General features: G+C 58.9%; 20 protein-coding genes. 14 read left to right on the top strand and 6 right to left on the bottom strand.

Annotated features, from left to right (window positions below):
- Positions 1-13 precede the first annotated feature (13 nt).
- The 3 genes from LQK84_RS18610 to LQK84_RS18600 form a co-directional block, all read right to left on the bottom strand.
- Complete coding sequence (locus LQK84_RS18610; protein WP_230830232.1) at positions 14-784, bottom strand: GntR family transcriptional regulator; 771 nt, start codon at positions 782-784, stop codon at positions 14-16.
- A gap of 810 nt (positions 785-1,594) precedes the next feature.
- Complete coding sequence (locus LQK84_RS18605) at positions 1,595-2,239, bottom strand: TetR/AcrR family transcriptional regulator (RefSeq protein ID WP_230830231.1); 645 nt, start codon at positions 2,237-2,239, stop codon at positions 1,595-1,597.
- 34 nt (positions 2,240-2,273) lie between these two features.
- Positions 2,274-3,269 (bottom strand): LLM class flavin-dependent oxidoreductase, encoded by a 996-nt coding sequence (locus LQK84_RS18600; protein ID WP_230830230.1) that lies wholly within the window; start codon positions 3,267-3,269, stop codon positions 2,274-2,276.
- A 158-nt stretch (positions 3,270-3,427) separates the two neighbouring features.
- Here LQK84_RS18600 and LQK84_RS18595 point away from each other — a divergent pair, with 158 nt between their 5' ends.
- The 4 genes from LQK84_RS18595 to LQK84_RS18580 all read left to right on the top strand — a co-directional run bounded on the left by LQK84_RS18595 (position 3,428) and on the right by LQK84_RS18580 (position 8,932).
- Positions 3,428-4,813 (top strand): NtaA/DmoA family FMN-dependent monooxygenase, encoded by a 1,386-nt coding sequence (locus tag LQK84_RS18595; RefSeq protein WP_230830229.1) that lies wholly within the window; start codon positions 3,428-3,430, stop codon positions 4,811-4,813.
- A gap of 593 nt (positions 4,814-5,406) precedes the next feature.
- Positions 5,407-6,456 (top strand): branched-chain amino acid ABC transporter permease, encoded by a 1,050-nt coding sequence (locus LQK84_RS18590; RefSeq protein WP_230830228.1) that lies wholly within the window; start codon positions 5,407-5,409, stop codon positions 6,454-6,456.
- Positions 6,456-8,219, top strand: a complete 1,764-nt coding sequence (locus LQK84_RS18585; RefSeq protein WP_230830227.1) for a branched-chain amino acid ABC transporter ATP-binding protein/permease — start codon at positions 6,456-6,458, stop codon at positions 8,217-8,219. The genes LQK84_RS18590 and LQK84_RS18585 overlap by 1 nt, the downstream gene beginning before the upstream one ends.
- The gene (locus LQK84_RS18580) at positions 8,216-8,932 is read left to right on the top strand and encodes an ABC transporter ATP-binding protein (protein WP_230830226.1); all 717 of its coding nucleotides are present in this window, start codon (positions 8,216-8,218) and stop codon (positions 8,930-8,932) included. The genes LQK84_RS18585 and LQK84_RS18580 overlap by 4 nt, the downstream gene beginning before the upstream one ends.
- A gap of 429 nt (positions 8,933-9,361) precedes the next feature.
- On the opposite strand, the gene LQK84_RS18575 is transcribed toward LQK84_RS18580, so the two are convergent.
- Positions 9,362-10,516, bottom strand: a complete 1,155-nt coding sequence (locus tag LQK84_RS18575) for an ABC transporter substrate-binding protein (protein WP_230830225.1) — start codon at positions 10,514-10,516, stop codon at positions 9,362-9,364.
- A gap of 633 nt (positions 10,517-11,149) precedes the next feature.
- Here LQK84_RS18575 and LQK84_RS18570 point away from each other — a divergent pair.
- Complete coding sequence (locus LQK84_RS18570; protein WP_230830224.1) at positions 11,150-11,548, top strand: DoxX family protein; 399 nt, start codon at positions 11,150-11,152, stop codon at positions 11,546-11,548.
- A gap of 88 nt (positions 11,549-11,636) precedes the next feature.
- On the opposite strand, the gene LQK84_RS18565 is transcribed toward LQK84_RS18570, so the two are convergent.
- Both LQK84_RS18565 and LQK84_RS18560 read right to left on the bottom strand, forming a co-directional pair.
- Positions 11,637-12,170 (bottom strand): flavin reductase family protein, encoded by a 534-nt coding sequence (locus tag LQK84_RS18565; protein ID WP_230830223.1) that lies wholly within the window; start codon positions 12,168-12,170, stop codon positions 11,637-11,639.
- Between the two features lie 251 nt (positions 12,171-12,421).
- Positions 12,422-13,381: an alpha/beta hydrolase gene (locus LQK84_RS18560; RefSeq protein ID WP_230830222.1), complete on the bottom strand. Its 960-nt coding sequence runs from the start codon at positions 13,379-13,381 to the stop codon at positions 12,422-12,424.
- Between the two features lie 181 nt (positions 13,382-13,562).
- Between LQK84_RS18560 and LQK84_RS18555 the strand changes: the two genes are divergently transcribed.
- The 9 genes from LQK84_RS18555 (at position 13,563) to LQK84_RS18515 (ending at position 23,226) form a co-directional block, all read left to right on the top strand.
- A complete protein-coding gene (locus tag LQK84_RS18555; protein ID WP_230830221.1) occupies positions 13,563-14,345 on the top strand; it encodes an SDR family NAD(P)-dependent oxidoreductase in 783 nt (260 codons plus the stop codon).
- A 31-nt stretch (positions 14,346-14,376) separates the two neighbouring features.
- A complete protein-coding gene (locus tag LQK84_RS18550) occupies positions 14,377-15,168 on the top strand; it encodes an SDR family NAD(P)-dependent oxidoreductase (RefSeq protein ID WP_230830220.1) in 792 nt (263 codons plus the stop codon).
- A gap of 121 nt (positions 15,169-15,289) precedes the next feature.
- Positions 15,290-16,525, top strand: coding sequence for an acyl-CoA dehydrogenase family protein (locus tag LQK84_RS18545; protein WP_230830219.1), 1,236 nt, complete (start codon positions 15,290-15,292; stop codon positions 16,523-16,525).
- 113 nt (positions 16,526-16,638) lie between these two features.
- The gene (locus LQK84_RS18540; RefSeq protein WP_230830218.1) at positions 16,639-17,841 is read left to right on the top strand and encodes an FAD-dependent monooxygenase; all 1,203 of its coding nucleotides are present in this window, start codon (positions 16,639-16,641) and stop codon (positions 17,839-17,841) included.
- 99 nt (positions 17,842-17,940) lie between these two features.
- Entirely contained in the window at positions 17,941-19,458 is a 1,518-nt protein-coding gene (locus LQK84_RS18535) for a class I adenylate-forming enzyme family protein (RefSeq protein WP_230830217.1), read from the top strand.
- Positions 19,455-20,708, top strand: a complete 1,254-nt coding sequence (locus LQK84_RS18530; RefSeq protein WP_230830216.1) for a thiolase family protein — start codon at positions 19,455-19,457, stop codon at positions 20,706-20,708. Before LQK84_RS18535 ends, LQK84_RS18530 begins: the two co-directional genes overlap by 4 nt.
- A 32-nt stretch (positions 20,709-20,740) precedes the next feature.
- Entirely contained in the window at positions 20,741-21,613 is an 873-nt protein-coding gene (locus tag LQK84_RS18525; protein WP_230830215.1) for a fumarylacetoacetate hydrolase family protein, read from the top strand.
- A gap of 50 nt (positions 21,614-21,663) precedes the next feature.
- Positions 21,664-22,533, top strand: coding sequence for a VOC family protein (locus LQK84_RS18520; RefSeq protein ID WP_230830214.1), 870 nt, complete (start codon positions 21,664-21,666; stop codon positions 22,531-22,533).
- A gap of 45 nt (positions 22,534-22,578) precedes the next feature.
- Positions 22,579-23,226, top strand: a complete 648-nt coding sequence (locus LQK84_RS18515) for an NAD(P)-dependent oxidoreductase (protein ID WP_230830213.1) — start codon at positions 22,579-22,581, stop codon at positions 23,224-23,226.
- Positions 23,227-23,238 lie beyond the last annotated feature (12 nt).

Here is a 23,238-nt window from a genome sequence, read left to right as displayed (position 1 = left end):
GTCCGGAAGCACTCTAATGACTGCCCAGGGCAAAATCCTTCCCGTCTTCGCGCGTCAATGAAACACGGTATTCGTATCGATCGGCGCAGTAGAAGATCTCCGCAGCGTAAAAGGCCTTGCCTTGCGCATCGAAGAACAGGCGTGTCACCAGCATCAAGGGTGCGCCGACAGGGATTTTCAGGTGCTTGGCCGCGTAATCGTCGGCAAGCGTGGCGGTCAGTGTCTGTTCGACCTTTTCAACGACCGCGCCTGACTGCTGCACCAGGTCAATCATGTTGGTCGTCGCCAGATCCTCCCGCTTCAGCGAGCCCCCGATTTCCGGAAGCAGATAGGCGATCGAGAGCGAATAGGGACGCCCGTCGAGGGCTCGGACCCGGACCGACCGCACCAGTTCTGCCTGGGGTGATATATTCATGCTGGCGCAGATGCGGGGTGGCGCTTCACCCTTGTCGAGGTTGATCACCTTCAGCCGCGTGCTTTCTCCCACCGTGTTCAGATAGCTGAAAAGACCGTTGATGTTGGAGACGACCGCTCGGTTGAGGCGGTTTTCCCTGGAGCGATCGCTGACGAATGTCCCGCGGCCGCGCGTACGTGTCACAAGCCTTTCTTTCGTCAGCATCTCCATGGCCTTGCGGATGGTGATCCGGCTAACGGAAAAACTGTCCGCCAACTCCGCCTCGCTGGGAATCGGAGTGTCGCTACTGTAATAGCCTCTGACAATTCTTTCACGCAGGACGGCATAGACCCGGTAATAGAGCGGCGTCGGTGAACTGGTCTCAGCCATGTGATGAAAATTCCGATTGCGGTTCTGCGAGCATATCAGGACCTAGTCGCACGAGAAGCCCGCATGAACATCCCTCAGATCATGCGGCTACGTCCCTCCGCGCGACGGTCTGATCATCGATGAACAAAAAGCCAGAAACTAGTTGCGCCCGAGAGCAACGAAGAACCTGTTATATTGGGCTTAAAGATATATCTTTGAGCCTTTAAGCGCAAGCGCCCCCTTCACGAGCGGCGGGGCAAAAAATACATCGTTTGATAGCGTTGGTGAAAGGATCCTTCATCGGCGGTGACGTAGTTGGCTCGGTTGGAAACAACGCGAACTGATTGAACATTCCTTTCAAAAACAACGCCTGCCACCGTTAAGGGTAAAATGAGGTTTCAACGACTGCCTCATCCTCATGCCGCTTTGCGTCCTCACCCTCTTCGTCACAGCCTCTTTCGTTTCCGCTCAATGATGTTTGAGTGGGACCGATCGCTGAAAACAAGAACATAGGAATTCTTAGATGGGGCGAGGGTTCTGATCCCATCAAGAGCTGATAAAAAAGATTGTGGCAATGGCGCGTGCCCGTGTCGTCGACCGTGACGTATCGTGACGACAACAGACCGACATGCAGCACCGCTGCATAGGATCTGTTAGCTCGTGCTCGGAACGCCATAAGACGCCGGATGAATTTTGTCCAAGCTGATTTTCCTCCGCTAAGCGCGACTCCTGCGACCACTCTAATTGTGGCCGGCCACGCTTTTGAGCTCCCGAGCGAAGCCCACTTCTATTCAGCCAACCTTGCATCGCCTTGCGGATGGGTGCGCGCCGTTACCGCGCCCGGTTTAGCAAAGGCAACAACGCTTCATCGACGATGCGTTCGAATTCACTCAGGCCAAGCGGGCGACCGGTGATGTGCGGGAAATTGACCATGAGCCCCACGGCGACGGCAAGCAGGACGGATTCGCCGCCAAGTCCGCCGGCATTCGGGTTGTCCACCTCAAGCTCACCGCGCGAGACCGCTCGTTCGATAGCGCCCTCCATGGCCGTTCTGACGCATTGGATGAAGCGAGTGCGCAATCCCGCGACTGAGTTGGTGCCTCGCAGCGAGGCTTCCAGAACGGTGGCAATGAGTCGTTGGCGGTGGGGGTCGAGGCAGCCGGTCGCGTCGACCAGACTGTCGATCAGATCGTCGCGGAGCAAGCCCGGGTGGTCCCTGTTCGACACGGCAGGAAAGACCAGCGTGTCTGTGGCGTCGGCAATCAGGTCGGCGAGGGTAGACCATCGACGATAGATCGTTGCCTTGCCCACACCCGCTCTCGCGGCGACGGCTTCCATGCTGACGGCTTCCGGCCCCAGTTCGCTGAGCAGAGCGAGAGCCGCCTCCTGGATGAGCTTGTCCCGCCCTGCATCGCGTGAACGCCCGACTGTACCGGCCGGTTTCTGCCGCAACACGCCGGCTCCTTCATTCTGCATCGGCTAGCTCCACTCTGGCCTGGCACGTCGTCCGTCAGGCCGACAAGCCCTCGGCGATGAGCTCAAGACTGCTTTTCCGGTCTTCAAATCCATGAATTGTCGCGTTTATCATCAGCTCGTCAGCTCCGGTCTCTCGTATCAGTGCACGCAGCCTCTGTCCAACGCTGGCGGCGTCGCCTGCAATATGGCTGGCGGAAAATGCCGCGGCGGCTTCCGTTTCTTCTCGACTCCAGGGGTGCGCCGCGGCTTCCTCCGGGTGAGGCAGCGGACCGAGCCTGCCGCGGGCGAGACGGATGTAACCAAGCTTGCCGGCGCGCGCGATCCACTCTGCCTTTTCCTGCGTCTCTGCGGCAATCACATTGGCCGCCAGAATAGCATAGGGTCTCGCCATGGAGCCGGGCACGAACCGTTCTCGGTAGCTTCGAATGGCCGCAACAGCGAGATCCAGCGAAAAATGCCCGGCAAAGCCGAATGGATATCCTCGCGCTGCTGCAAGTTGCGCACTGGCCAGGCTTGAGCCCAGCACGAAGAGCTTCGGTCGAGTCGGTCCCTTGGGAACGGTCTGGATCTGCGCATAGGGGTGATGTGCCGGAAAGCCACCGTTAATAAAACAGTCGAGCTCCGCAAGGTGTTGCGCATAATGTGAAGCATCCGCCCGTCTCAATGCATGCGCCGCAACCCCATCTGTCCCGGGCGCACGCCCGACTCCGAGATCAACTCGGTTGGGATGAAAAGCCTCCAGAGTGAGATAGCGTTCCGCCACCGAAAGGGGCGCATGATTAGGCAGCATGACACCACCGGCGCCAACCTTGATCCGTTTCGTGCTGTCGGCAACGCGCATCGCGATCAGATCCGGTGCCGTTGACGCGACCGGAGGCATGTTGTGGTGCTCCGAGGTCCAGAACCGCAGATACCCCAGCGCTTCCGCGTGTTTCGCCAGTTCCACGGATTGCTGGAGGGCGGTGGTCTCGCTTTGCCCCGCGCCTATCACGGCGAAGTCGAGAACGGAGAGAGGGACCAAGTGGGACAAGTGAAGCTCCATCTATAACGATACGATTGCGTATCGGAACGATATCGTATAGGAAAGCCGCTGGCAATGTTCTATCGATTGACGCAGGGCAACGCGTGTTGCGCAGCGCATTTCCTGTTCATCACCCGGCTTCCACCGGGCTCCCGGAGAAGCTCGCAATGACTGACAACTTCACGGATCTCACCCCCGCCCCCCGTCGCAAGATGTTGCTGGGCGGCCAGATCATCAATCACGGCTCCTCGGAAGGCGCCTGGCGCTGGCCGGGCAATAAACCCGATCTCTATTACGACCTAGACGCCATGGCGCAGATCGCGCAGATTGCCGAACGGGGCCAATTTCAGCTCATCTTTATTGCCGATCATCCGGCCATGCGCGAAGACCTGACGCATCGTCCGCCCATGGCCACCATCGATCCGATCGTGGTTGCAAGTCACCTGATCGGGAAGACGAAGCGCATCGGCATTGTTCTTACCCAATCCACCACGTTCAATTTTCCCTACACCGTCGCGCGGCAGATCAAGGCGCTCGATGTTCTCAGCCACGGCCGGATCGGGTGGAATGCCGTCACGACCAGCGATCAAAGCATTGCTTCCAATTACGGTGCCCGCCTCGATGACCGTGAAACGCGCTACGCCCGGGCGCATGAATTCATACAGCTGGTCCAGGCACTTTGGGACAGTTGGGGCGAGGACGCGCTCAAACTCGATGTCGAGCGGGGAGTTTACGCGGATGTGAGCGCGATACAGCCGATCAACCTCGGCGGTAACTACGTTGCCTCCCGCGGGCCGCTGCCAATACCGCCGACGCCGCAGGGTCATCCGCTGATATTCCAGGCGGGCGGTGGTGCCGAAGGCCTCCAACTCGCCGGCATGTATGCGTCCGGCGTGTATTCGATGGTCACCGACATCCCGAGCGGGCGGGCCCATCGCCAGGCATTGGACCACGCCGCCCTTGCCGCAGGACGCGATCCAAGCGCGGTGAAACTCTTCATGGGGATATTCACCACGGTCGCGCATTCAGAGGAGGCTGCCCTCGCGCGCAGGGAAGCGCTGCTTCAACTCTCGTCGGTGCCCCTGGCTGCGAAATTGCATCACCTGTCCATTCTGGTGGGCGTACGATTGAGGATGGAAACCATTCGCGAACCGCTTTCCGCCGATCGCCTGGCAGCGCTAGTGCCGCATCCGCATTATCCACATGCCGAAAGGGCGGCAAGGCTGCTTCGAAAGGGAAAATCCCCCTATGAAGTGGTGCTTCGCGACGTGACGGGTTTCCACACCACCGTGATCGGATCGCCGACACAGGTTGCGGATCAACTGCAGGAACTGTTCGAAGCAGGCGCGGCAGACGGCTTTTTCATTTCCCCGGACGTGATCAGCGACGGGTTGCCCGCCTTCGTCGACCACGTCGTTCCCGTGCTGCAAGCGAGGGGCCTCCTGAACGAAGGAGACGAAGGAAGCACGCTGCGACAGCATTTTGATGCAGCATCCGGAATGACCACGCCTGTCGCGTTTGAGGGTCGTGAGCAAGGTCGGGCGGGGTATTGACTGAAGATGACGCCCAGCTTGAGTACCCACTGGTTCAGTCAATCGGCGTTGACCGAATTGAAATTCTAGAATATTTTATGTCACTTGTCGCGGAAGGCAGGGTCTAGGACCGGCCGGGAATTTCTTCGAGGATTTCCTATCGCGCTGGCGTATGATTGGGGCGTGTACAAAACAATTGCCGGATGTGAATATCCGTTGAGAAGTCTGCGCAGCAGATGACGATCTTGGCGCAGTTGCAACTCTGGAGTCGGGTTGTCAACCTCACGGCCGCAGCATCGGGCGCTCAGTCGGATCTTCACCCTCCTGGCGCAGTCGGCGGCCTTTCCAAGTTGACTCACGTCAATCTCTGAACTAATACTCTAGAATATAAGAAGGCCCAGACCGCTGTTTCGGTGGCGGACTGCGACGATGCGGCGCTGATAGGCCGGACGGATGTGGGCCGGAGGACGGGTCGGGGTGGAGGCTATGAAAATGGGCCGTTTGGGTGAGCGGACTCTCTGATTGGGGTAAGAGAACACACCGCACTTAACGCTCAGTGGATCACTCTCCACTGCGATCGCAAGATGCATAATCGTCGGGAGCGAATCTCTAAAATGAACTTTGATATTGCCCTGCTTCTCCTGAGAGAAGGAGTTGCCGGTGGCGCAATTTATGCGCTGCTTTCTCTCGGCACGGTTCTTGTTTTTAACATAACGCGCATCGCGTTTGTTTCATATGGGGACCTGATTGCCTATTCCGTGCTTACGCTGGCATCGATCCAGGCGAATACCCTTCCTGGGACGGTGTGGCTTATCCTCATTCTTGCGGGACTGGCGCTCTTCATGGAAATCTTCGAGCTCTACAGGCGCAAACGTCTTGCGATGCTGTGGCGATCGATTTTCGCTTATGGTGTCTTGCCATGTGCACCAGTGGCGGTCGCGGCGGTGCTTCCGACATATGAATTGCCGATGGGCTTTCAGATCGCGCTGACATTTGCGCTCATACTCCCCCTCGGTCCACTCATGTATCGTGTCGTGTTCCAGCCCATGCGGACTGCCTCCGTGCTGACCTTGCTGATGACGGCGGCCGTGGTTCACTTCCCGATGGCAGGTCTGGCGCTGCTGTTCTTTGGAGCCGAGGGATACCGGACAAGGGAGTATGTCAGTGGAAGCCTCAACATTGGCAGTTTTGAAATTCCGGCTGCTAATATTGTGGTTCTGATCGCTCTGGCAGTCATTGCCGTTGGCCTCTACGTCCTCTTTGAACGCACTTTGTGGGGCAAGGGACTTCGGGCGACTGCGGTGAACGGCGTGGGTGCCCGTCTTGTAGGCATCCGTGTGGCGTCCGCCGGCAACTCGGCGTTTCTCATTGCAGCCGGGCTGGCAGCGATTTCGGGGATTTTGATCGGGCCGAGCCTCACAGTCTATTCGGACACCGGATTTCTGATCGGCCTCAAGGGATTCGTCGGCGCGGCCATCGGCGGCATTGCAAGCTATCCGCTCGCTCTGTTTGGGTCCCTGCTTGTCGGGATCATCGAGTCCTTCGGCTCCTTCTATTCAAGTGCCCTGAAGGATGTTGCGGTATTCGCATTGCTGATCCCGATCGTCCTGCTGCGCGGTTTGTCAGTCCATTCCGAGGTTGAAGAAGAAGAGGAGGAACTCTGATGGCCATTCGTTACGGGTTGCCGAGCCTCGCCCTGCTGGTGATTGTGGCACTTGCGCCCTTTGTTCTCGGCAGTTTCTACATCGCGATACTGAATTTTGTCGGCATCTATTCGATCGTTGCCATCGGGATCGTCATCCTCACCGGATCGGGAGGCTTGATATCGTTTGGCCAGTCGGCCTTTGTGGGGCTTGGCGCGTATGCGACGGCCGTGCTCAGCGCCAATCTTGGCTTCTCCCCGTGGCTGGGACTGCCGGTAGCGCTCGCGCTGTCAGCACTGACAGCCACGATTCTCGGGATGATAACGCTGCACCTCTCGGGCCACTATCTTGCGCTTGTCACACTGGCGTGGGGGATGGTGATCACATTATTGTTCGGCAATATCGAGGAGTTGGGCGGTCACACGGGCATCAGTGATATTCCCGCGCTTTCGATCGCAGGTATTTCTCTGGCACCTCAAGAACGGTACTTTTATCTGGTCGCCGCCTGCCTTGTCCTGGTGGTGATCGGAACGACATTCCTGATGCAGTCCAGGCAGGGGCGGGCGATTCGGGCGCTCAAGGGCGGCGAGACACTTGTCACAAGCCTCGGGATCAGTCAATTCCGCATCCGTCTGGGGATCTTCGTCATCTCCGCGCTTTTGGCAGGCCTTGCCGGTTGGCTTTATGCGCACTCCCAGCGATATGTCGGCCCGGATCCGTTCAGCATCCAGACAGGCATCGAGTTCCTGCTGATGGCGGTCATCGGCGGTTCCGGTCACATTGCCGGCGCGATCATTGGCGCCACGCTCTTCACGACGCTGCACTCCGTTTTGCAGGATCTGCTGCCGCTGATCACATCTCGCGCGGGTAACCTCGAGAAGATCATCTACGGATGCCTTTTCATTCTGGTTTTGCAACATGCCCGGTCGGGGCTTGTGGGCATGCTGCCCCGCTTCGGTTGGCGCAAGCGTGAACCTGTTTCACTCGCTGCCGAACCCCTTGAACGGCGTTCGCTTCCGAAGCGCGGATCGCCCCTTTTGGAGGTTGCCGGCCTGTCAAAAAAGTTCGGCGGCTTGACCGCTGTCGATAACGTCAACTTCAAGGTCAATGCGGGCGAAATCGTCGCCCTGATCGGTCCCAACGGGGCCGGCAAGAGTACGACCTTCAACCTGATCTCCGGAGCCCTGCGACCAACCAAGGGAACCGTGACGTTCTCGGGACAGAATTTGACATCGGAGAAGCCGCTAAACCTGGTGAAGGCAGGAGTGGCCCGAACGTTCCAGCATGTGAAGCTGCGACCGAATATGTCACTACTCGAGAATGTGATGCTGGGGGCCTATTCCAGAACAAAGACGGGATTTCTGGCCGGAGCTCTGCACCTGGATACCGGGGTCGAGAAGCAGTTGCGCGCTCAGGCCGCGTCGGAGCTGCAGCGTATCGGTTTGCTTGAGCGGGCAGACGACATGGTGAGCAGCCTGCCGCTTGGTCAACAGCGGGCGGTCGAGATTGCGAGAGCTCTGGCGTCTGATCCGGTTATTCTTCTCCTGGACGAGCCGGCTGCAGGATTGCGGCGTCTTGAAAAGGAGCAACTCAGCCAGTTGCTCAAGGAAATATCCGCTGCCGGTGTGACCCTGCTTCTCGTAGAGCACGACATGGAATTCGTGATGGGTCTTGTCGATCGCATCATCATGCTGGACTTCGGAAAACAGCGGGCGGAGGGGACACCAGAGGAGATTCGTTCCAATCCCGTGGTGCGCGAAGCCTATTTGGGAGGCATAATTTGAACCCTATTCTGAAAGTGCGCGACGCGCAGGTGAGTTACGGCAGGATCGCTGCAGTGCACGGCGCGAGCATAGAAGTTTCACCCGGGACGATGGCCACGATCATCGGCGCCAACGGCGCCGGCAAGACGACGCTGCTGAATGCGGCCGTGGGGCTGATCCCCGCGACAGGTCATTTCGAATTCGACGGTCATGCTCTTGATCTTCTCGACGTTGAAGACCGCGCAGAGATGGGACTGTGCCTTGTTCCGGAACGACGGGAGCTATTCGGGACGATGTCCGTGGAGGACAATCTGCAGCTGGGATATTATATTCACCGCAGGCAGCGCGGCCGTATGGGTGACCGTATGGCCGACGTGTTCGACTTTTTCCCGAAGCTGGCCGAGCGTCGAAAGCAGCAGGCAAGCACCCTTTCGGGCGGTGAGCGGCAGATGCTAGCGCTTGGCCGGGCGCTCATGAGCCAGCCAAGGCTCCTTATGCTCGATGAGCCGAGTCTTGGGCTCGCGCCATTGATCGTCCAGGAGATTTTCCGGATCATTAAGGAACTGAAAGCAGCCGGAGTTGCGATCCTACTGGTAGAGCAGAACGCGCGTGCTGCCTTGGAATGCGCGGACTATGGCTACCTCATGGAGACGGGCGAAGTCACGCTTCAGAATTCGGCAGCCGAGTTGCTCAACGACCCGCGCCTGGCAAAAGCCTATCTGGGAGGCGCCTGAGCGTCCTGCCCGTGGGGGCGATCTGCGATTGATAAGCCATCGTGTCGTCCCCGCATGATCTCTCTCGGATGTCCGGAATGCCGCGTGCGACGTCAACCAAGCGCTCCAATATGATCAGGGACGATACGGACGTGTTCGGGTTCTGCGGGCGGGTCGACGGTTCGTGGGAACCTCCCTTCGTCACACGCCAGCATCGGCATTCTGAGTCGGCCAAGCGTCCGTTATTCTTGCGCAAAACGCAGGATATTTGAATTCAGTCTATTCAGAAGTCGCGGCGGGTTTTGGCATCGTTTTCCGCCCAAAGACTGACACCTCGCCGCCATCGGACCACCGGCAATTTGCCAAGCCCAAATGAAATCGCCGGACCCGTTGCAATGGCATCCGGTCCGGCGATAGTTCGGGTTTCTCATGCCATCCAGCGATCGGCAGCTACTTTCCGAGGTATGCCCATTTTCCGTCCTTGACGTTGACGAATACGATACTGTTCTCCTGGACACCGTAGGGTTGGCCGGGTTTGAACTGGTATACGCCCACGCTGCCGACAAGACCGTTAATCGTGTGCAGGCGATCGCGAATGGCCACCCGGAATTCTTCGGTGCCAGGCTTTGCGACCTTGAGCGCCTCGGTTGCAACCATCTTGAGGACCACGCCGGAGTCATATGCGGTCGGGTTCTGCGTGTCGGGTTGCATGTTGGGATACATTTTTGTGAACTCGTCGAAGAGTTCGGTGACCGCCTTCTTCGATGGATTGCTGTCGGGGATCTGATGAGGAACTGCGATCAGGTATGCCGCTGAAATAACCCCTTCCACCTTCGAGCCGCCCAAACGGAGAAAATCCTGGCTCACCGCGACGGGCGCGTTATAGAGGGGCTTGTTATATCCACGTTCGCGCAGCGTGGCGTTGGGCAATACGGCCGGGCTGCCAGAGGCTGCGATGAAGACGCCGTCAGGCTTGGTTGTCGAGATGCGAAGAGCCTGACCAACGAAGCTCGTGTCGGATCGGGCAAAACGTTCATCGGCGACAATTTCGAGGCCGGCCTCGGCGCAATCCTTCTTAAACGCTGCAAACGCCGTATCGCCGTAGACGTCATTGTAGCCGACGAAGGCGACCTTCTTTAGCCCGCTGTCCTTCATGTGATTGACGATCTGTGCCACCCACATGGTGATCGGCGTGGACAAATTGATGAACCATTCGCTCTTGTCGCCGAAAAGATCGAGCGCAGTTCCGGAGATCAGAGGCACCTTCAGCTCCCCGAGGACGGGAGCGATGGCATAACCGGTCGCCGCATTGGTGGGGCCGATCAGAACATCGACATGGTTTTCGTTAATGAGCTTCCGGACGTTTCGGACGGCTGCCGACGGGTCCGAGCCGTCATCGACGATCACATAGCGGACCGGTTCTCCAGCAATCTCCTTTGGCAGAAGAGGAAGCGTCCGCTGAAAAGACGTTCCAAGCGCGGCGGCCGGGCCAGTCAGCGAAAATGTCCCGCCAACGACAATCTCGGCTTGAGCCTGTAGGGCTGCTATTACGCTCACTACCGTGCCGATGCAGGCGCCGAAAGCGAGTCTTGAAAATTGGTTCATTAGGTTCCTCCCTGATGTGGTTCATGCGGCCGAGGATATGACCCCAGGGCTAGCTGGCTCTCCATCTCCAGCCAACACTCCGCATCCGTTTCGGTCCGGCGAAATCCAACCCAAAACAAAGCCGTCTCGGAGTGGGCCGCTGACATTGATATATTCTAGCATCTTACAATTGTCAAACGCAGGAAGGTCGGCCGGCTGCCGGCTTTACCGACATCCGCATGAAAATCCGGCTCTGAATTGACCCATGTTAAATACTAGAATATATAAAAGGCGGGAGGACGCGGCGTCGGTTGGGAGAATGGAGCACCAGGCCTTAGCACGAGATACCGCACACGCTTGCTGTCGCAAAGGATCCGAATGTCACTGAACACATTGTAGGAATGGAGCTTTTCGGTGGGCGCCGCAGAGTATCCACCGAATGCATGCGCATCAGTGGCATGGCGTTCTCGTCTTTCCAGCATGAGGGTCTCACAACCCTTCAAATTGCTCCTCACCCGCAGGAGCAGCCTTTCCAGGCAGCAAAGGCTGACTGCCGGTCCACAAGCCGGCGGGCTGGAGTCCGTCTCAAGCATAACGAAAGCAACGGCAGCGCCTGCTGCCAGAGGGAAACGAGAAATAACTGGAGCCAACAGCATGCCGAACTTCAACAATTGGACACCCAATATCCTGGCCATTCTTCGGATTGTGACCGCACTTCTTTTCCTGGAACATGCGACGATGAAATTTCTGCAGTTTCCAGCAGCGATACCGGGAGTGGGCCACCCCCTGCCAACGATCCTGATGGCTGCCGGCCTCATTGAGGCCGTCACGTCGATCCTTGTTCTGGTTGGATACCAGACCCGCATAGCGGCCTTCATCGCATCCGGTGAAATGGCTATCGCGTATTTCAAGGGCCACATGCCTTCCAGTTTCTGGCCGACATTGAACATGGGCGAATCCGCGATCTTTTTTTGCTTCATTTTTCTCTATATCGCCTTCGCAGGCGGGGGCAGTTGGACGTTGGATGGTCTTCGTCGCCCTGCCGAAGCTTGATGTCCGCGAAAGCGTGTTAAGCGGATAGAAAATATGAAAGGTCTGTCAGTTCCGTGAGGAGCTGACAGGCCTTTCTCTCGGGAGGAACTTATTGACTGATGCTCGCTTGCAAGGGCTGAGATGTCCGGTAGCTTCCCGCACCGAACAACAGCGGCGCGCGTTTCATGGTCTCGATCTGCTCGACGCGACCAACAAAAATCTCATGGTCGCCACCTGGATAGCTCGTCTCCCTTGAACATTGGAGATAGGCCGAGCAGCCGAGGATGAGGGGCACGCCGCCCAACCCCGGTTGCGTCTTCACACCGGCAAACCTGTCCGGGCTGCTGCTGGAAAAGACCCGCGATATCTCGACCTGGTCCTCGGACAGGATATTGACGGCGAAGTATCGTGCGGCGCCAAAAACAGGAAACGTGGCCGCGACACGGCGCTGACTCCACAAGATCAAGGGCGGATCCAGCGACAGAGAACTGAAGGAATTGACGGTGGTCCCGTAAAAACGCCCCGCATCGTCGGTTGTCGTGACGACCGTGACGCCCGTGTAGAATGCGCCAAAGCAATCCCTCAATTCGCGCATGTCGAAAGCTGCGCTTGGAGAAGGTTCGACCGTATCAATCAGAGGCATGGACATGAGGCTCCTTCGACAGCAGCGATTTCCATCTTCATAAATTCTAGTATAAAAGAAGGCGGTTCGTCAAGTGTTAGCCGTTGGCACCCCCCTGCGGCTGCGCTCTCGCGCAAAAAAGGCGTTGGATCTGGCCCGGTTCGGATGCCAGTTCGGGATCAAGATATTTCCGTTGCAGGTGGCAAGCGAACCGGGCGATTCGTGTTCGATCGCCCGGCAGGATTCTCGCATCACGCCTCCGACAATATGGCTCAAGAGCGCGTTCTCAGAAACTCGGCGATCTCGGAGATGGCTTCATACGCCTTCGGCATCGGCTTTGGCCGCGACATGAAGCCGTGCATCTGGCCGGGAAAACGTGAAACCTGTGTCTCTACACCTTCAGAAGCCAGCCGCGTCGCATAGGCTTCGCCTTCATCATAAAGTGGATCAAAGCCGGCCAGAATGATCTTCGCCGGTGGGAGGCCCTTGTGGCTGGGAGCCAGAAGCGGTGAACATCGCCAATCCCGCCGTTTCGCAGTGTCGGGCACATAGAGGTCCATGAACCTGTGCATATCACCGTTTGTGAGAGCAACCCCGCTTCCGAACCGCGGGTCGTAGTCGAATGTCAGATCCGTTATCGGGTAGGCGAGGACCTGCCCGTGCAACTTGACTTGCGAGTCGCCGTTCAGCGCAATCGCCGTCGCGGTCGCAAGATTGCCGCCGGCACTGTCCCCGCCGACGAAAATGCGTGAAGAGTCGATCTTCAAGACTGCCGCGCTTGAAAAAACCCAGCGCGTTGCTGTCACGGCGTCATCGAATGCCGCGGGAAAGGGATGTTCCGGCGCGAGATGGTAATCGACGCTGATGATCGCGCAGTTGGCGGCATTTGCAATCACGCGGCAGACCCAATCGTGACTGTCCAAATCTCCGACGACCCAGCCGCCGCCATGAAACCAGACAAGGACGGGCAGGTCCGCCTCCTTCGCAGTCTGCATTCCTCGATGGTAGCGCACCTGAAACTCACCGTGTGCGCCGACAAGGGTAAACTCTCGTGTCGAGGCAACATGCGGCAATTCAGGCTGATTTCCAGGCCGTGCGCGCCGCAGACCTTCACGCATTGTCTCCACCGTCGGCGGCGCAGCCGTTCCGGGCAGCGCCGCCATGAAAGCTATGGATTCCGGGTCCATTTCACCAAGAGAGGCCCGGAGCGGAGGGGATGATTTCAACGTCATGGATGGTTCCTTACGGGATGAGCGGAGGTCGGGAGAACGGGCATCCAACTGATCGTCGTGTTGCGGTTACGCGCGGAGTTTTCCTCGTCAGCCGAGGGGCCGAGTGCATTCCGAACCTAAGGGACTGCCCGTTGACAACTGAAACTCTAGAATATAAGAAGGCGTTATGCAATTGGAGTTAATGGAACTCGTCATGGAAAAGCGTCATCAAAACAAAGTGGTTGTCATCACTGGCGGAGCTGCCGGAATTGGGCGCGCTTTTGCCCAGCGTGTCGCACAGGAAGGTGCGAACGTGGTCATCGTCGACCGTATTCCGGCCGACGAAGTGGTTGCTGAGATCACGAAGGAGAATGGCAAGGCCGTGGCGCATGCATGCGACGTGGGGGATCCCGAAGCAGTCAGGCAGCTTGGCGTGACCATCCTCGAAGGATTCGGCCGATGCGACGTCCTCGTCAACAATGCCGGCATCTTTCCGAGCTGCCGTTTCGAGGACCTGTCCTATGAACAATGGCGCCAGATGATCACGGTCAATCTCGATTCCATGTTCCTGATGGCGAAGCAGTTTGTACCAGGCATGCGTCAGCGCAAATGGGGCCGTGTGGTCAACATGACCTCCAATTCCTATGCGCAGGTTGCCCCCGGGCTTACGCACTATATCGCCAGCAAGGCCGGCGTTATCGGGTTTACGCGTGCGCTCGCCAGTGAGCTGGGCGCCGACGGGATCACGGTCAATGCGATTGCGCCCGGCTTTACGCGGACGCCCGGCACTCTGGCGCGCAAGCCCAACTTCAACGGCATGACATCCGAGCAGCTCTTCGAGGCGCACGCCAATCGACAGGCCATTCCACGCCCGTCTGAGCCCAAGGATCTGGCCGGTGCTCTGTCCTTCCTGATGAGCGACGACGCCGCGTTCATGACGGCGCAGACGCTCTACGTCGATGGCGGCCAGGTTCGGTCAGGCTGAAACGAAGCGGTTGAGTGAAGGGAGGATGGTTTTGGACGAGCTTTTCAGACTGGATGGCAAAGTAGCCTTGGTGACGGGGGCCGGCAGCGGATTGGGCCGGGTGATGGCAGAAGGCTTTGCCAAGGCGGGCGCATCGGTGATCTGCGCGGATATTTTCGAGGATCGTTGCGCAGAGGTCGTGCAGGCGATCACGTCCGCCGGCGGGCAGGCAAATGCCTGCCGGATCGATGTGTCGGACGAGGCATCCGTCGCAGAAGCCGTCGCATGCATACCGCATGGGAAATTGCATGTGCTCGTTAACAGTGCCGGCATTTCGGCCGTGCCCGCGCGCGCTCACGAAACCCGCCTTGAGGACTGGCGTCGCGTCATCGACATCAACCTGACCGGGACTTTTCTCGTCACGCGCGCCGCACTTCCGATGATGTTTGAGGCGGGCGGCTCCATCATCAATCTGGCCTCGATACTGGGCATGGGTGGCTACTATCCAGGCTTCGTGTCAGCGGGGGTGGATTATGCAGCTTCGAAAGCCGCCATCATCGGCTTCACAAAGCAGGTTGCCGTTGAATACGCTGAATACAACATTCGCGCGAACACGATCGCGCCGGGCTGGCACGGAGGTACGAGGCTGGGAGCGGCTCGCCGGCAGCAGGCTTCGAGTGGAGACGAGGAGCGGTTTTATTCCGCGATCCACAGTCGCATTCCGATGAAGCGACGCGGCCAGGCGGAGGAAATCCTGGGCGTTGCCCTTTATCTTGCGTCGCCCGCATCGGCCTATATGACGGGTCAGCTGCTGGTACAGGACGGTGGCTGGACAGCCACCTGAAGGTTGACGACCGTCTAGAACAAAACGGGATTATCCGGCGTCAGGCAGACACCGGAAGGCAGCCTGCCGACAATGGCTTGGCGGCTGGATATTGCTGCATTCATGGATCGAGGAGAATCCGATGCCAAAGGCGAGCGCCGAGAAGGTGAATACCACGCAATCTTCAAGCTGGGTCGACAAGGCGCGGGAGGCTGCGCCCGCTCTGCGTCCGCATGCGGCAGAGAACGAGGCTGCCGGCTGCCTTACGTCTCCTACCCTGGATACGCTGCGCGAAAGCGGCTTTTTCACCATGCTGGCGGCGCGGCCGTTCGGCGGGGCGGAGGTCAGTCCCGTGGAAGCACTGGAGGTCTACGAAACCCTGTGTGAGGCCGATGCAGCTGCGGGGTGGGTCGTGATGGCTTCCAATGTGGCCATCGGCTCCGCATCCGGTTATTTGCCGGCTGAAGGCGCACGCAAGATATTTGGCGGGGGTATTCCCATTATCGCCGGTAATGGCGGACCATTCGGCAGAGCCGATGTGGACGGAAAAGGCTTCCGCTTGTCAGGACGTTGGAGCTATGGCAGCGGCGTTCTCCACTCTCAATGGATCCACAGCGGTGGCCGCGTGTTCGAGAATGGAAAGCCGCGCGTCAATCCGGTGACGGGTCAGCCCGAGGTGCGGACATTCATCGTACCCACGGAGCAGGCAAAAATGCTCGGAAACTGGGACGTCGTCGGCCTTCGTGGGACGGGCAGCATCGATTACGAGTTCAATGATGTTTTTGTTCCGGAGGAGTTCACGCATTTCCCGGACGCCAATGTTGCCCAGCAGGGCGGCAATCTGTTTCGCCTCGGGATCGTCGGTATGTCCCCGTTGGGACATACGGGCGCAGCACTGGGGATTGCGCGAAGGGCGCTGACGGAGCTTGCGGCGCTTGCGGAGTCTCCCGATGGCCGGCCATCGCGGCTCGCCGTACAGGGTGGAGACGATCAGTTTCAGGAAAATTACGGGCTTGCCGAAGGGCAGTTGAGAGCGGCGCGCGCGCTTTGCTACGAAGTATGGCGCGATATCTCTCAAACTCTGGACAACGGCAACCCGGTGCAGACGCGTCAATATACACTGGCGCGGCTTGCTTTAGTCCATGTCACGAATACGGCTGCCGATGTCTGCGTGTTCGCTCACAAGGCGGCAGGCGGCATTTCTATTCGAAATACCGCCCTGCAGCGCTGCTTCAGAGATATGTTCACCGCCTCCCAACATCGCATCGTCTCCAATTCGTTCGCGAAGGATTGTGCGCAGGACCTGTTGGGGCAGGCTCGCGACAAGATCTGGGCAATTCGCGGTCTGATCGACCGCCCCGAGCTTAAGCCGCTCTAAATCCGCGCCGTCGGGAACGCGGGGGCAGTCTTAACGATGCGCGGGCGGCCCGTGCCGGTCGCCCGTAGACGGATTACGTCGCTTACGGCCCAGAAGCGGAGGAGCCGGAAATCATGAGCAGACGGTTGCGCGTCGCAATTGTCGGCGGTGGCCTGGGAGGTCTTGCGGTCGCTCAGGCTCTGCGCGGGAATGCGGAGATTGTGATCCTCGAGCAGGGGTCTCGCTTCGGCGAGGTCGGGGCGGGCATCAACATGTCCCCCAATGCCTTCAAGGTCCTGAGAGAGCTTGGACTGGAAGAGCCGTTGCGACGTTGCGCCTTTCAGCCAGAACGCCATGTTTTCCGTGACTGGAGAAGCGGGCGGACACTTTTAAGCGCCGATATCCGTTCCGAATACGAGACAAGTTTTGGTGCCCCGCATCTCAGCGTCCACCGCGCCGATCTCCATGAAATTTTGGCGGCTGCCCTGCCGAAATGTGAGGTTCGCTTTCAATCTCGTTGCGTGTCCGTCACCCAGAGCGAAGGGTCCGCAGTCGTTCATCTCGACAATGGGGAAGAGGTTGAGGCCGACGTGGTTATTGGTGCGGATGGTATCAAGTCCGCCGTTCGCGAGAGCCTGTATGGCAAGGATGAACCGGAGTTCACGGGCAATGTCGCCTGGCGTGTCACCCTTCCGATCGAGGCGCTGCCGCTCCCGATAGAGCCCGCCGTGACAAATTGGCTGGGCCCCGGGGGGCATGTGGTTCATTACTATGTGCGTCGCGGGCAGTTGGTAAACGTCGTTGCCGTTCGCGAGACCGCTCAATGGACCGCAGAGTCCTGGGCTCTCAAAGCCGATCGGGAAGAGATGGTTCATGCCTTTGACGGCTGGAACACTGACCTTCGGAGCCTGCTCGCGCAGGCCGACACCTGCTTCAAGTGGGGATTGTTTGATCGGCCTCCGCTTGCCCGATGGTCGAAGGGGAGGGTCACGCTTCTCGGCGATGCCGCTCATCCCATGCTTCCATTTCTCGGTCAGGGTGCCGCCATGGCGCTTGAGGACGGCCTGATGCTCGGACTGCTGCTGTCGCAGGATCATCGCACGATCGCAGATCGTTTGTCCCTGTATGAGAGGCTGCGTCTGCCACGGACGGCCCGGGCCCAGATCGGATCACGCATGCGCGCGACCGAAAATCATCTGAAGTCTCCCGTGCAGCGCTTCATACGGAACCTGAAGTTCAAAATCCGGCAACATGGCAACCCGAAGGCGACGCTTCACAAGGGCGAGTGGCTGTACGGTTACGATGTGCGAGACGCGCTTCGCGCTGCAGACATCTGAGAAATAGAAAATCATCCGCCGCATGTCCGGCAGCCGTGATTGACATTGTTAGATTCTAGAATATAAGAATGTCGGCTAGCCAAATTTAGCGGGAATGAAATGATACCGATCAAGATGCTCCAACGCGGGCTGAGGATAAACGCGCAAGGCGTGGCGCTTGTGGATGGTGAGTTGTCGCTTACCTATTCAGAACTTGCTCGGCATGTCGATGCCTTCGCTGACTATCTTCAGAAAACGCTGCCTGAGCCACAGGCGCGAATTGGCCTCTGTGCGCACAATAATTGGCAGCACGTCGTCGCCATGCTGGGAATCTTTGCCTCGGGACACACCTGGGTTCCGCTTAACCCCCGCAATTCGCGCGCGGAGCTTGAGGGCATCGCGTCCGCGTCCGAACTGTCGCTCGTCGTAACGGATCACGAGTTCCTTCCGCTGTTTGAGAAGCTTGAATTGCCTTTGGTGCTTGCGGCTGGTGGAGCACAAGACAGAGACAGCATCGCAGCCCTATGCGAGCGACATGCCGGCTGTCATCCGACCGAGGTCTTGAACCCCGATGAAGGGATCATGGCGATCAAGTTTACCGGTGGCACGACAGGGAGTCCAAAGGGCGTGATGCAGCCCTATCGGGCCTTCATGAACTGCATTGCGAGCATGCTGACAGTCTTCGGATTTGGTCAGGATGAGCGCATGCTGACGGTCGCTCCCCTGACCCACGGCGCGGGCACATTCATCTTGCCGGTTCTGGCTGTCGGAGGATGCATCGTCCTTCTGGATGGAGCCAAGGCGCCGCGCATATCCGATGTGATGATTGAACAACGGATCACCGCGAGCTTCATGCCCCCGACATTGATCTATTCACTGATGGATCACGCGATCGAGAATGGGGTGCAATTTCCGGCGCTTCGCCACCTCATCTATGGGGCTGCGCCGATGCCATCCTCCAAGGTCCGGCAAGCGCAAGAAGTATTCGGTCCCTGCCTGGCGGCCATATACGGTCAGACCGAAGCGCCGACCATGATCACGGCGATGACGGCCAGCGAGTTGTGCGACGCGCAAAACATCGGATCGGTCGGCCGGCCCTGTCCCTATAACGATGTACAGATCATGGGACCGGGAGGCCATATTTTGCCGGTCGGCGAGACAGGTGAAGTGGTGGTGAAAGGGGACCTCGTCATGCGGGGCTATCTGAACAGGCCCGACTTGACTGCATCAACCATCGTGAATGGCTGGCTGCACACAGGCGACCTCGGCTCGTTCGATGAACGGGGATATCTCACCCTGAAAGGGCGCTCGCGCGACGTGATCATCTCCGGCGGGTTCAATGTGTATCCCGCAGATGTGGAGGCGGCCATTGCCCGGCATCCAGACGTGCGGCAGGTGACGGTGATTGCGCGCGAGGACGACTATTGGGGCGAGCGCGTCGAAGCGGCGGTGGTCAAGGCAGAATACAGCCGGCTTACCCCGGCTGAACTGATCGCCTTCGCCAGAGAGCAGGTCGGGCCGGTCCGCTCGCCAAAAGCCATCCATTTCCTGAGCGAAATGCCTACCAACCCGGTGGGAAAGGTGACACGCCGCGACGTGCTGAGTGCGGTCGAAGCCTTGGAGAGAGAGGGCGCATGATGTCGCAAGCGGAACAAGTCTATATTGTCGGATCCGGCATTACGTCTCTTGGAAAACAGCCGGATCGATCGGTTCGACAATTGTCGGCCATTGCCTTGGGGAAGGCGCTCGCCGACGCAGGCCTCGCAGACCCGACCGCTATCGAGGCGGCTTGGTTTTCCAATACACGTCAGGCTCTTCTTGAGGGGCAAAACGGCATTCGCGGCGAGGTGGCTCTGCGTTCCAGCGGCATTGCTGGCATCCCCGTGACAAACGTTGAAAACGCCTGTGCCAGCGGTAGCACCGCCTTGCTCAATGCGATGGCGTATCTCAAGGCGGGATTCGGCGAAGTGGCGCTGGTTGTCGGGGCGGAGAAGATGTTTTTCCCGGACAATCGCCAAGGCATGTTTGCCGCCTTCAAGGGGAGCACCGACGTCCAGCAATTCGATCAGCAGCTTGAGCAATTACTGGCTCTGGCCCACGGAACGCCCATTCCGGATGATGTTGAACCTGCGGCCGAACGCAGTGTGTTCATGGACATATATGCGGCCTTTGCCCGTCACCACATGGCAAGCTTTGGCACAACTCAGCGCCAGATCGCGGCCGTAGCCGCCAAGAACCACCACAATTCGACGCTGAACCCGGACGCGCAATACCGCTTCGACATGACGATTGAGGAAGTTCTGGCCGATAAGCCAGTGTCATGGCCTTTCACGCGGGCGATGTGTGCGCCCATCAGCGACGGCGCGGGAGCGTTGGTTCTGTGCACCGGAAGCGCGCTTCATCGTTTCGAGACGAGACGCGCCGTTCGTATCGCGGCCTGTTCGCTGACATCCTCCAGTCCGCGCCTGGCCGACGATTTTGACAATCATCTGGGGAGGCGGGCAGCGATGAAGGCTTACGAACAGGCGGGCGTCGGCCCTTCGGACATGTCGCTGGCGGAGGTGCATGATGCCACGGCTTTTGCCGAAATCCTGCAGGTAGAGAACCTCGGATTTGCTGCCCGCGGCGATGGCGGGCGGCTGACGGAAGAGGGAGTCACCCGGCTCGGCGGGCGCATTCCCGTCAACCCTTCGGGCGGTCTCCTTTCCAAGGGGCACCCGATCGGGGCCACCGGCGTCATTCAGGTTCACGAACTCGTCACTCAATTGCGCGGTGAGGCCGGAGCGCGGCAGGTGCCGGGTGCGAGATGGGCGATCGCCGAGAACGGCGGTGGCTTTCTGGGCTTCGAGGAAGCCGCAACCGTCGTCACCATTCTGGGCGGCAAGTGACACAATAGGGATTTGAGAGGATTGAAACGCCAATGAAACTGATCAGCTACCTTGAAAAGAGTGGTCGCGAGAGCTGCGGTCTCGTGACGGGAGATGCCGCCAAACCGACCGGTATCATTGATCTCGGCGATCGTTATACCTCGCTTCGAGCGCTGCTTGCCGATCCCTCCGGGCTTGAGTATGCCAGATCCCGCGCAAATGGGCAGCCCTCCGCCGCGTGGGGCGATGTCCGTCTGCTGCCCGTAATCACGGACCCCTCGAAGATCCTTTGCGTGGGTGTCAATTATGCCAGCCACATCAAGGAAACCGGTCGCGAGACCCCAACAAAGCCGATGATTTTCAACCGTTTTGCCGAGACGCAAGTCGGAGCAAATGAGGATATGCTGTGCCCGAAAGTGTCGGAGCAGTTCGACTATGAAGGTGAGCTTGCGGTCATTATCGGCAAGCGCAGTCGCTATGTCACGCCAGAGCAGGCCATGCACCGCGTTGCAGGCTATTCCTGTTACAATGACGGCAGCGTCCGCGACTGGCAGCGCCACTCTCAGCAATTTGCGCCGGGCAAGAATTTCCCCAAGACGGGCGCATTTGGCCCCTGGTTGGTCACCACCGATGAACTGCCGGATATCTCCGCGCAGACCTTGAAAACGCGGCTGAACGGCGAGGAGGTGCAGAACGCTACGCTCGATGATCTCATCTTCAACGTGCCGGAATTGGTCTCCTATTGCTCCAGCTTCATCACGCTTGAGCCGGGCGACGTGATCATCACCGGGACGACCGGTGGCGTCGGTGCATTCCACAAGCCGCCGCTCTGGATGAAGGCTGGCGACAAGGTCGAGATCGAGATTTCCGGGATCGGCATCCTGAGGAACGGGATCGTCAAAGAACCCGCAGATTTTGCAATCTGATCCAGATCTGCAGCAGGAGGAGATTCATCGTGAGCTACCTTATTCGTCAGATGGGCCACATTGCGCTCGCCACGCCCGATCCCGAAGGCTCGGCGCAGGATCTCGCCGAGATTTCCGGCCCTCGCATCGTAGATCGGACGCCAGGTCTGGTTACCCTGTCGAGCAACACCCGCAAGCATGAGGTCGGCTATTTCAGAAGCAATCGCAAGGCCGTTCTGGCCCTCGGTCTTGAGGCAATTGATCCAGGCGCGGTCGATGAAGTGAGGCGGCGGGCGATCGAGAACGGCTGTGAAATTCTGTCCGACCGGTCTTATTTCCCCCATATCGACAAGGCCGTGCGTTTTGTCACGCCGCAGGGGCCGATATTCGAAGTGCATACGCCCGTGCCGCGTGACCAAACCGCCCGATATGGGGGACACGGCGCGCATCCTGTTCGTCTGGAGCATGTCAATATTCGCGTTACGGACGCGAAAGAGTTCGGCACCTTTTGCAAGACCGTGTTCGGGATGAAGCTTTCCGATCGCACCACGCATGATGAGTTGCAATGGTTCAGGGCTGCCGACGGCTTCCATCACACGATCGCGATCGGCACCGGGGAAGCGAAACTTCACCACTACGGATTCGACGTTCGCTGCTTCGAGGATCTCGCGACGATCGCGGACACGCTTGCACTCAAGGGTCGCGCGATGCTGTGGGGACCGGGGCGGCATGGGGCCGGGGACAATATCTTCACCTATTACGCCGACCCGAACGGCTGCGTGGTCGAGAACTCGATTGAAATGGAGCGCATCGATTCCGACGACATCTATATGCCCCGCACATGGTCCCTCGGTCCCGAAAGCCGGGTGCGCAACCTCTGGGGACCGCTGGAAGGCCCGGAATACCGGGCGGCCGGCATACCTTTCGCGCTCGAACCCTGATGCGGCGTTGCTCACCACAAACACACGACCGGGAGGAATGGCAAAATGGCTAGAATAGTTGTTATCGGTGGAACCGGTTATGCAGGTCGACACATCGCGCGCGAGGCTGTTGCCCGCGGCCATCATGTCACCTCCTTCAGCCGTTCGAGAACGGCAGAGCCTGTAGCAGGCGTTGATTATCGGCATGGGAACATCACCGACATCGAGGCCGTCAAACCCCTTTTGCAGGGCGCCGATGTTGTTGTCGGTGCGCTCTCCCCGCGCGGTGAGCTCGCGGGCGCAATGGTCGGAGCTTATCGCGGCGTCATCGGTTTGGCGACACAGGCTAAGGCCCGTTTGCTGGTCGTAGGCGGCTTCACGGCGCTTCGTCCCAGCCCCGACGCCCAACGATTCATAGATACAGGCACAGTTGCGCCGGAGTTTGCCGTCGCAGCACGAGAAACAGCAGACGTACTAGAATGCCTGCTTTCCGAGGCGCCAGGCGATCTTGACTGGCTTTATATGAGCCCTGGTCGCGTCTTTGGTGGCTTCGCCCCGGGCGAGCGTCGAGGCACCTATCGTGTGGGTGACGAGGTGGCGCTTTTTGACCCGGAAGGAAAATCGGCCATTGGCGGCGAAGATTTTGCCGCTGCCGTTGCGGCCGAGATTGAAAGACCGAGCCGACATCGTGCTCATATCCAGTTCGTGTATTGAGCGGGTTGCGCA

This window comes from Rhizobium sp. C4 (genome assembly GCF_021026315.1).
Taxonomy (GTDB): Bacteria; Pseudomonadota; Alphaproteobacteria; order Rhizobiales; family Rhizobiaceae; genus Ensifer_A.
This window is presented reverse-complemented; position numbering and strand designations above follow the sequence as displayed.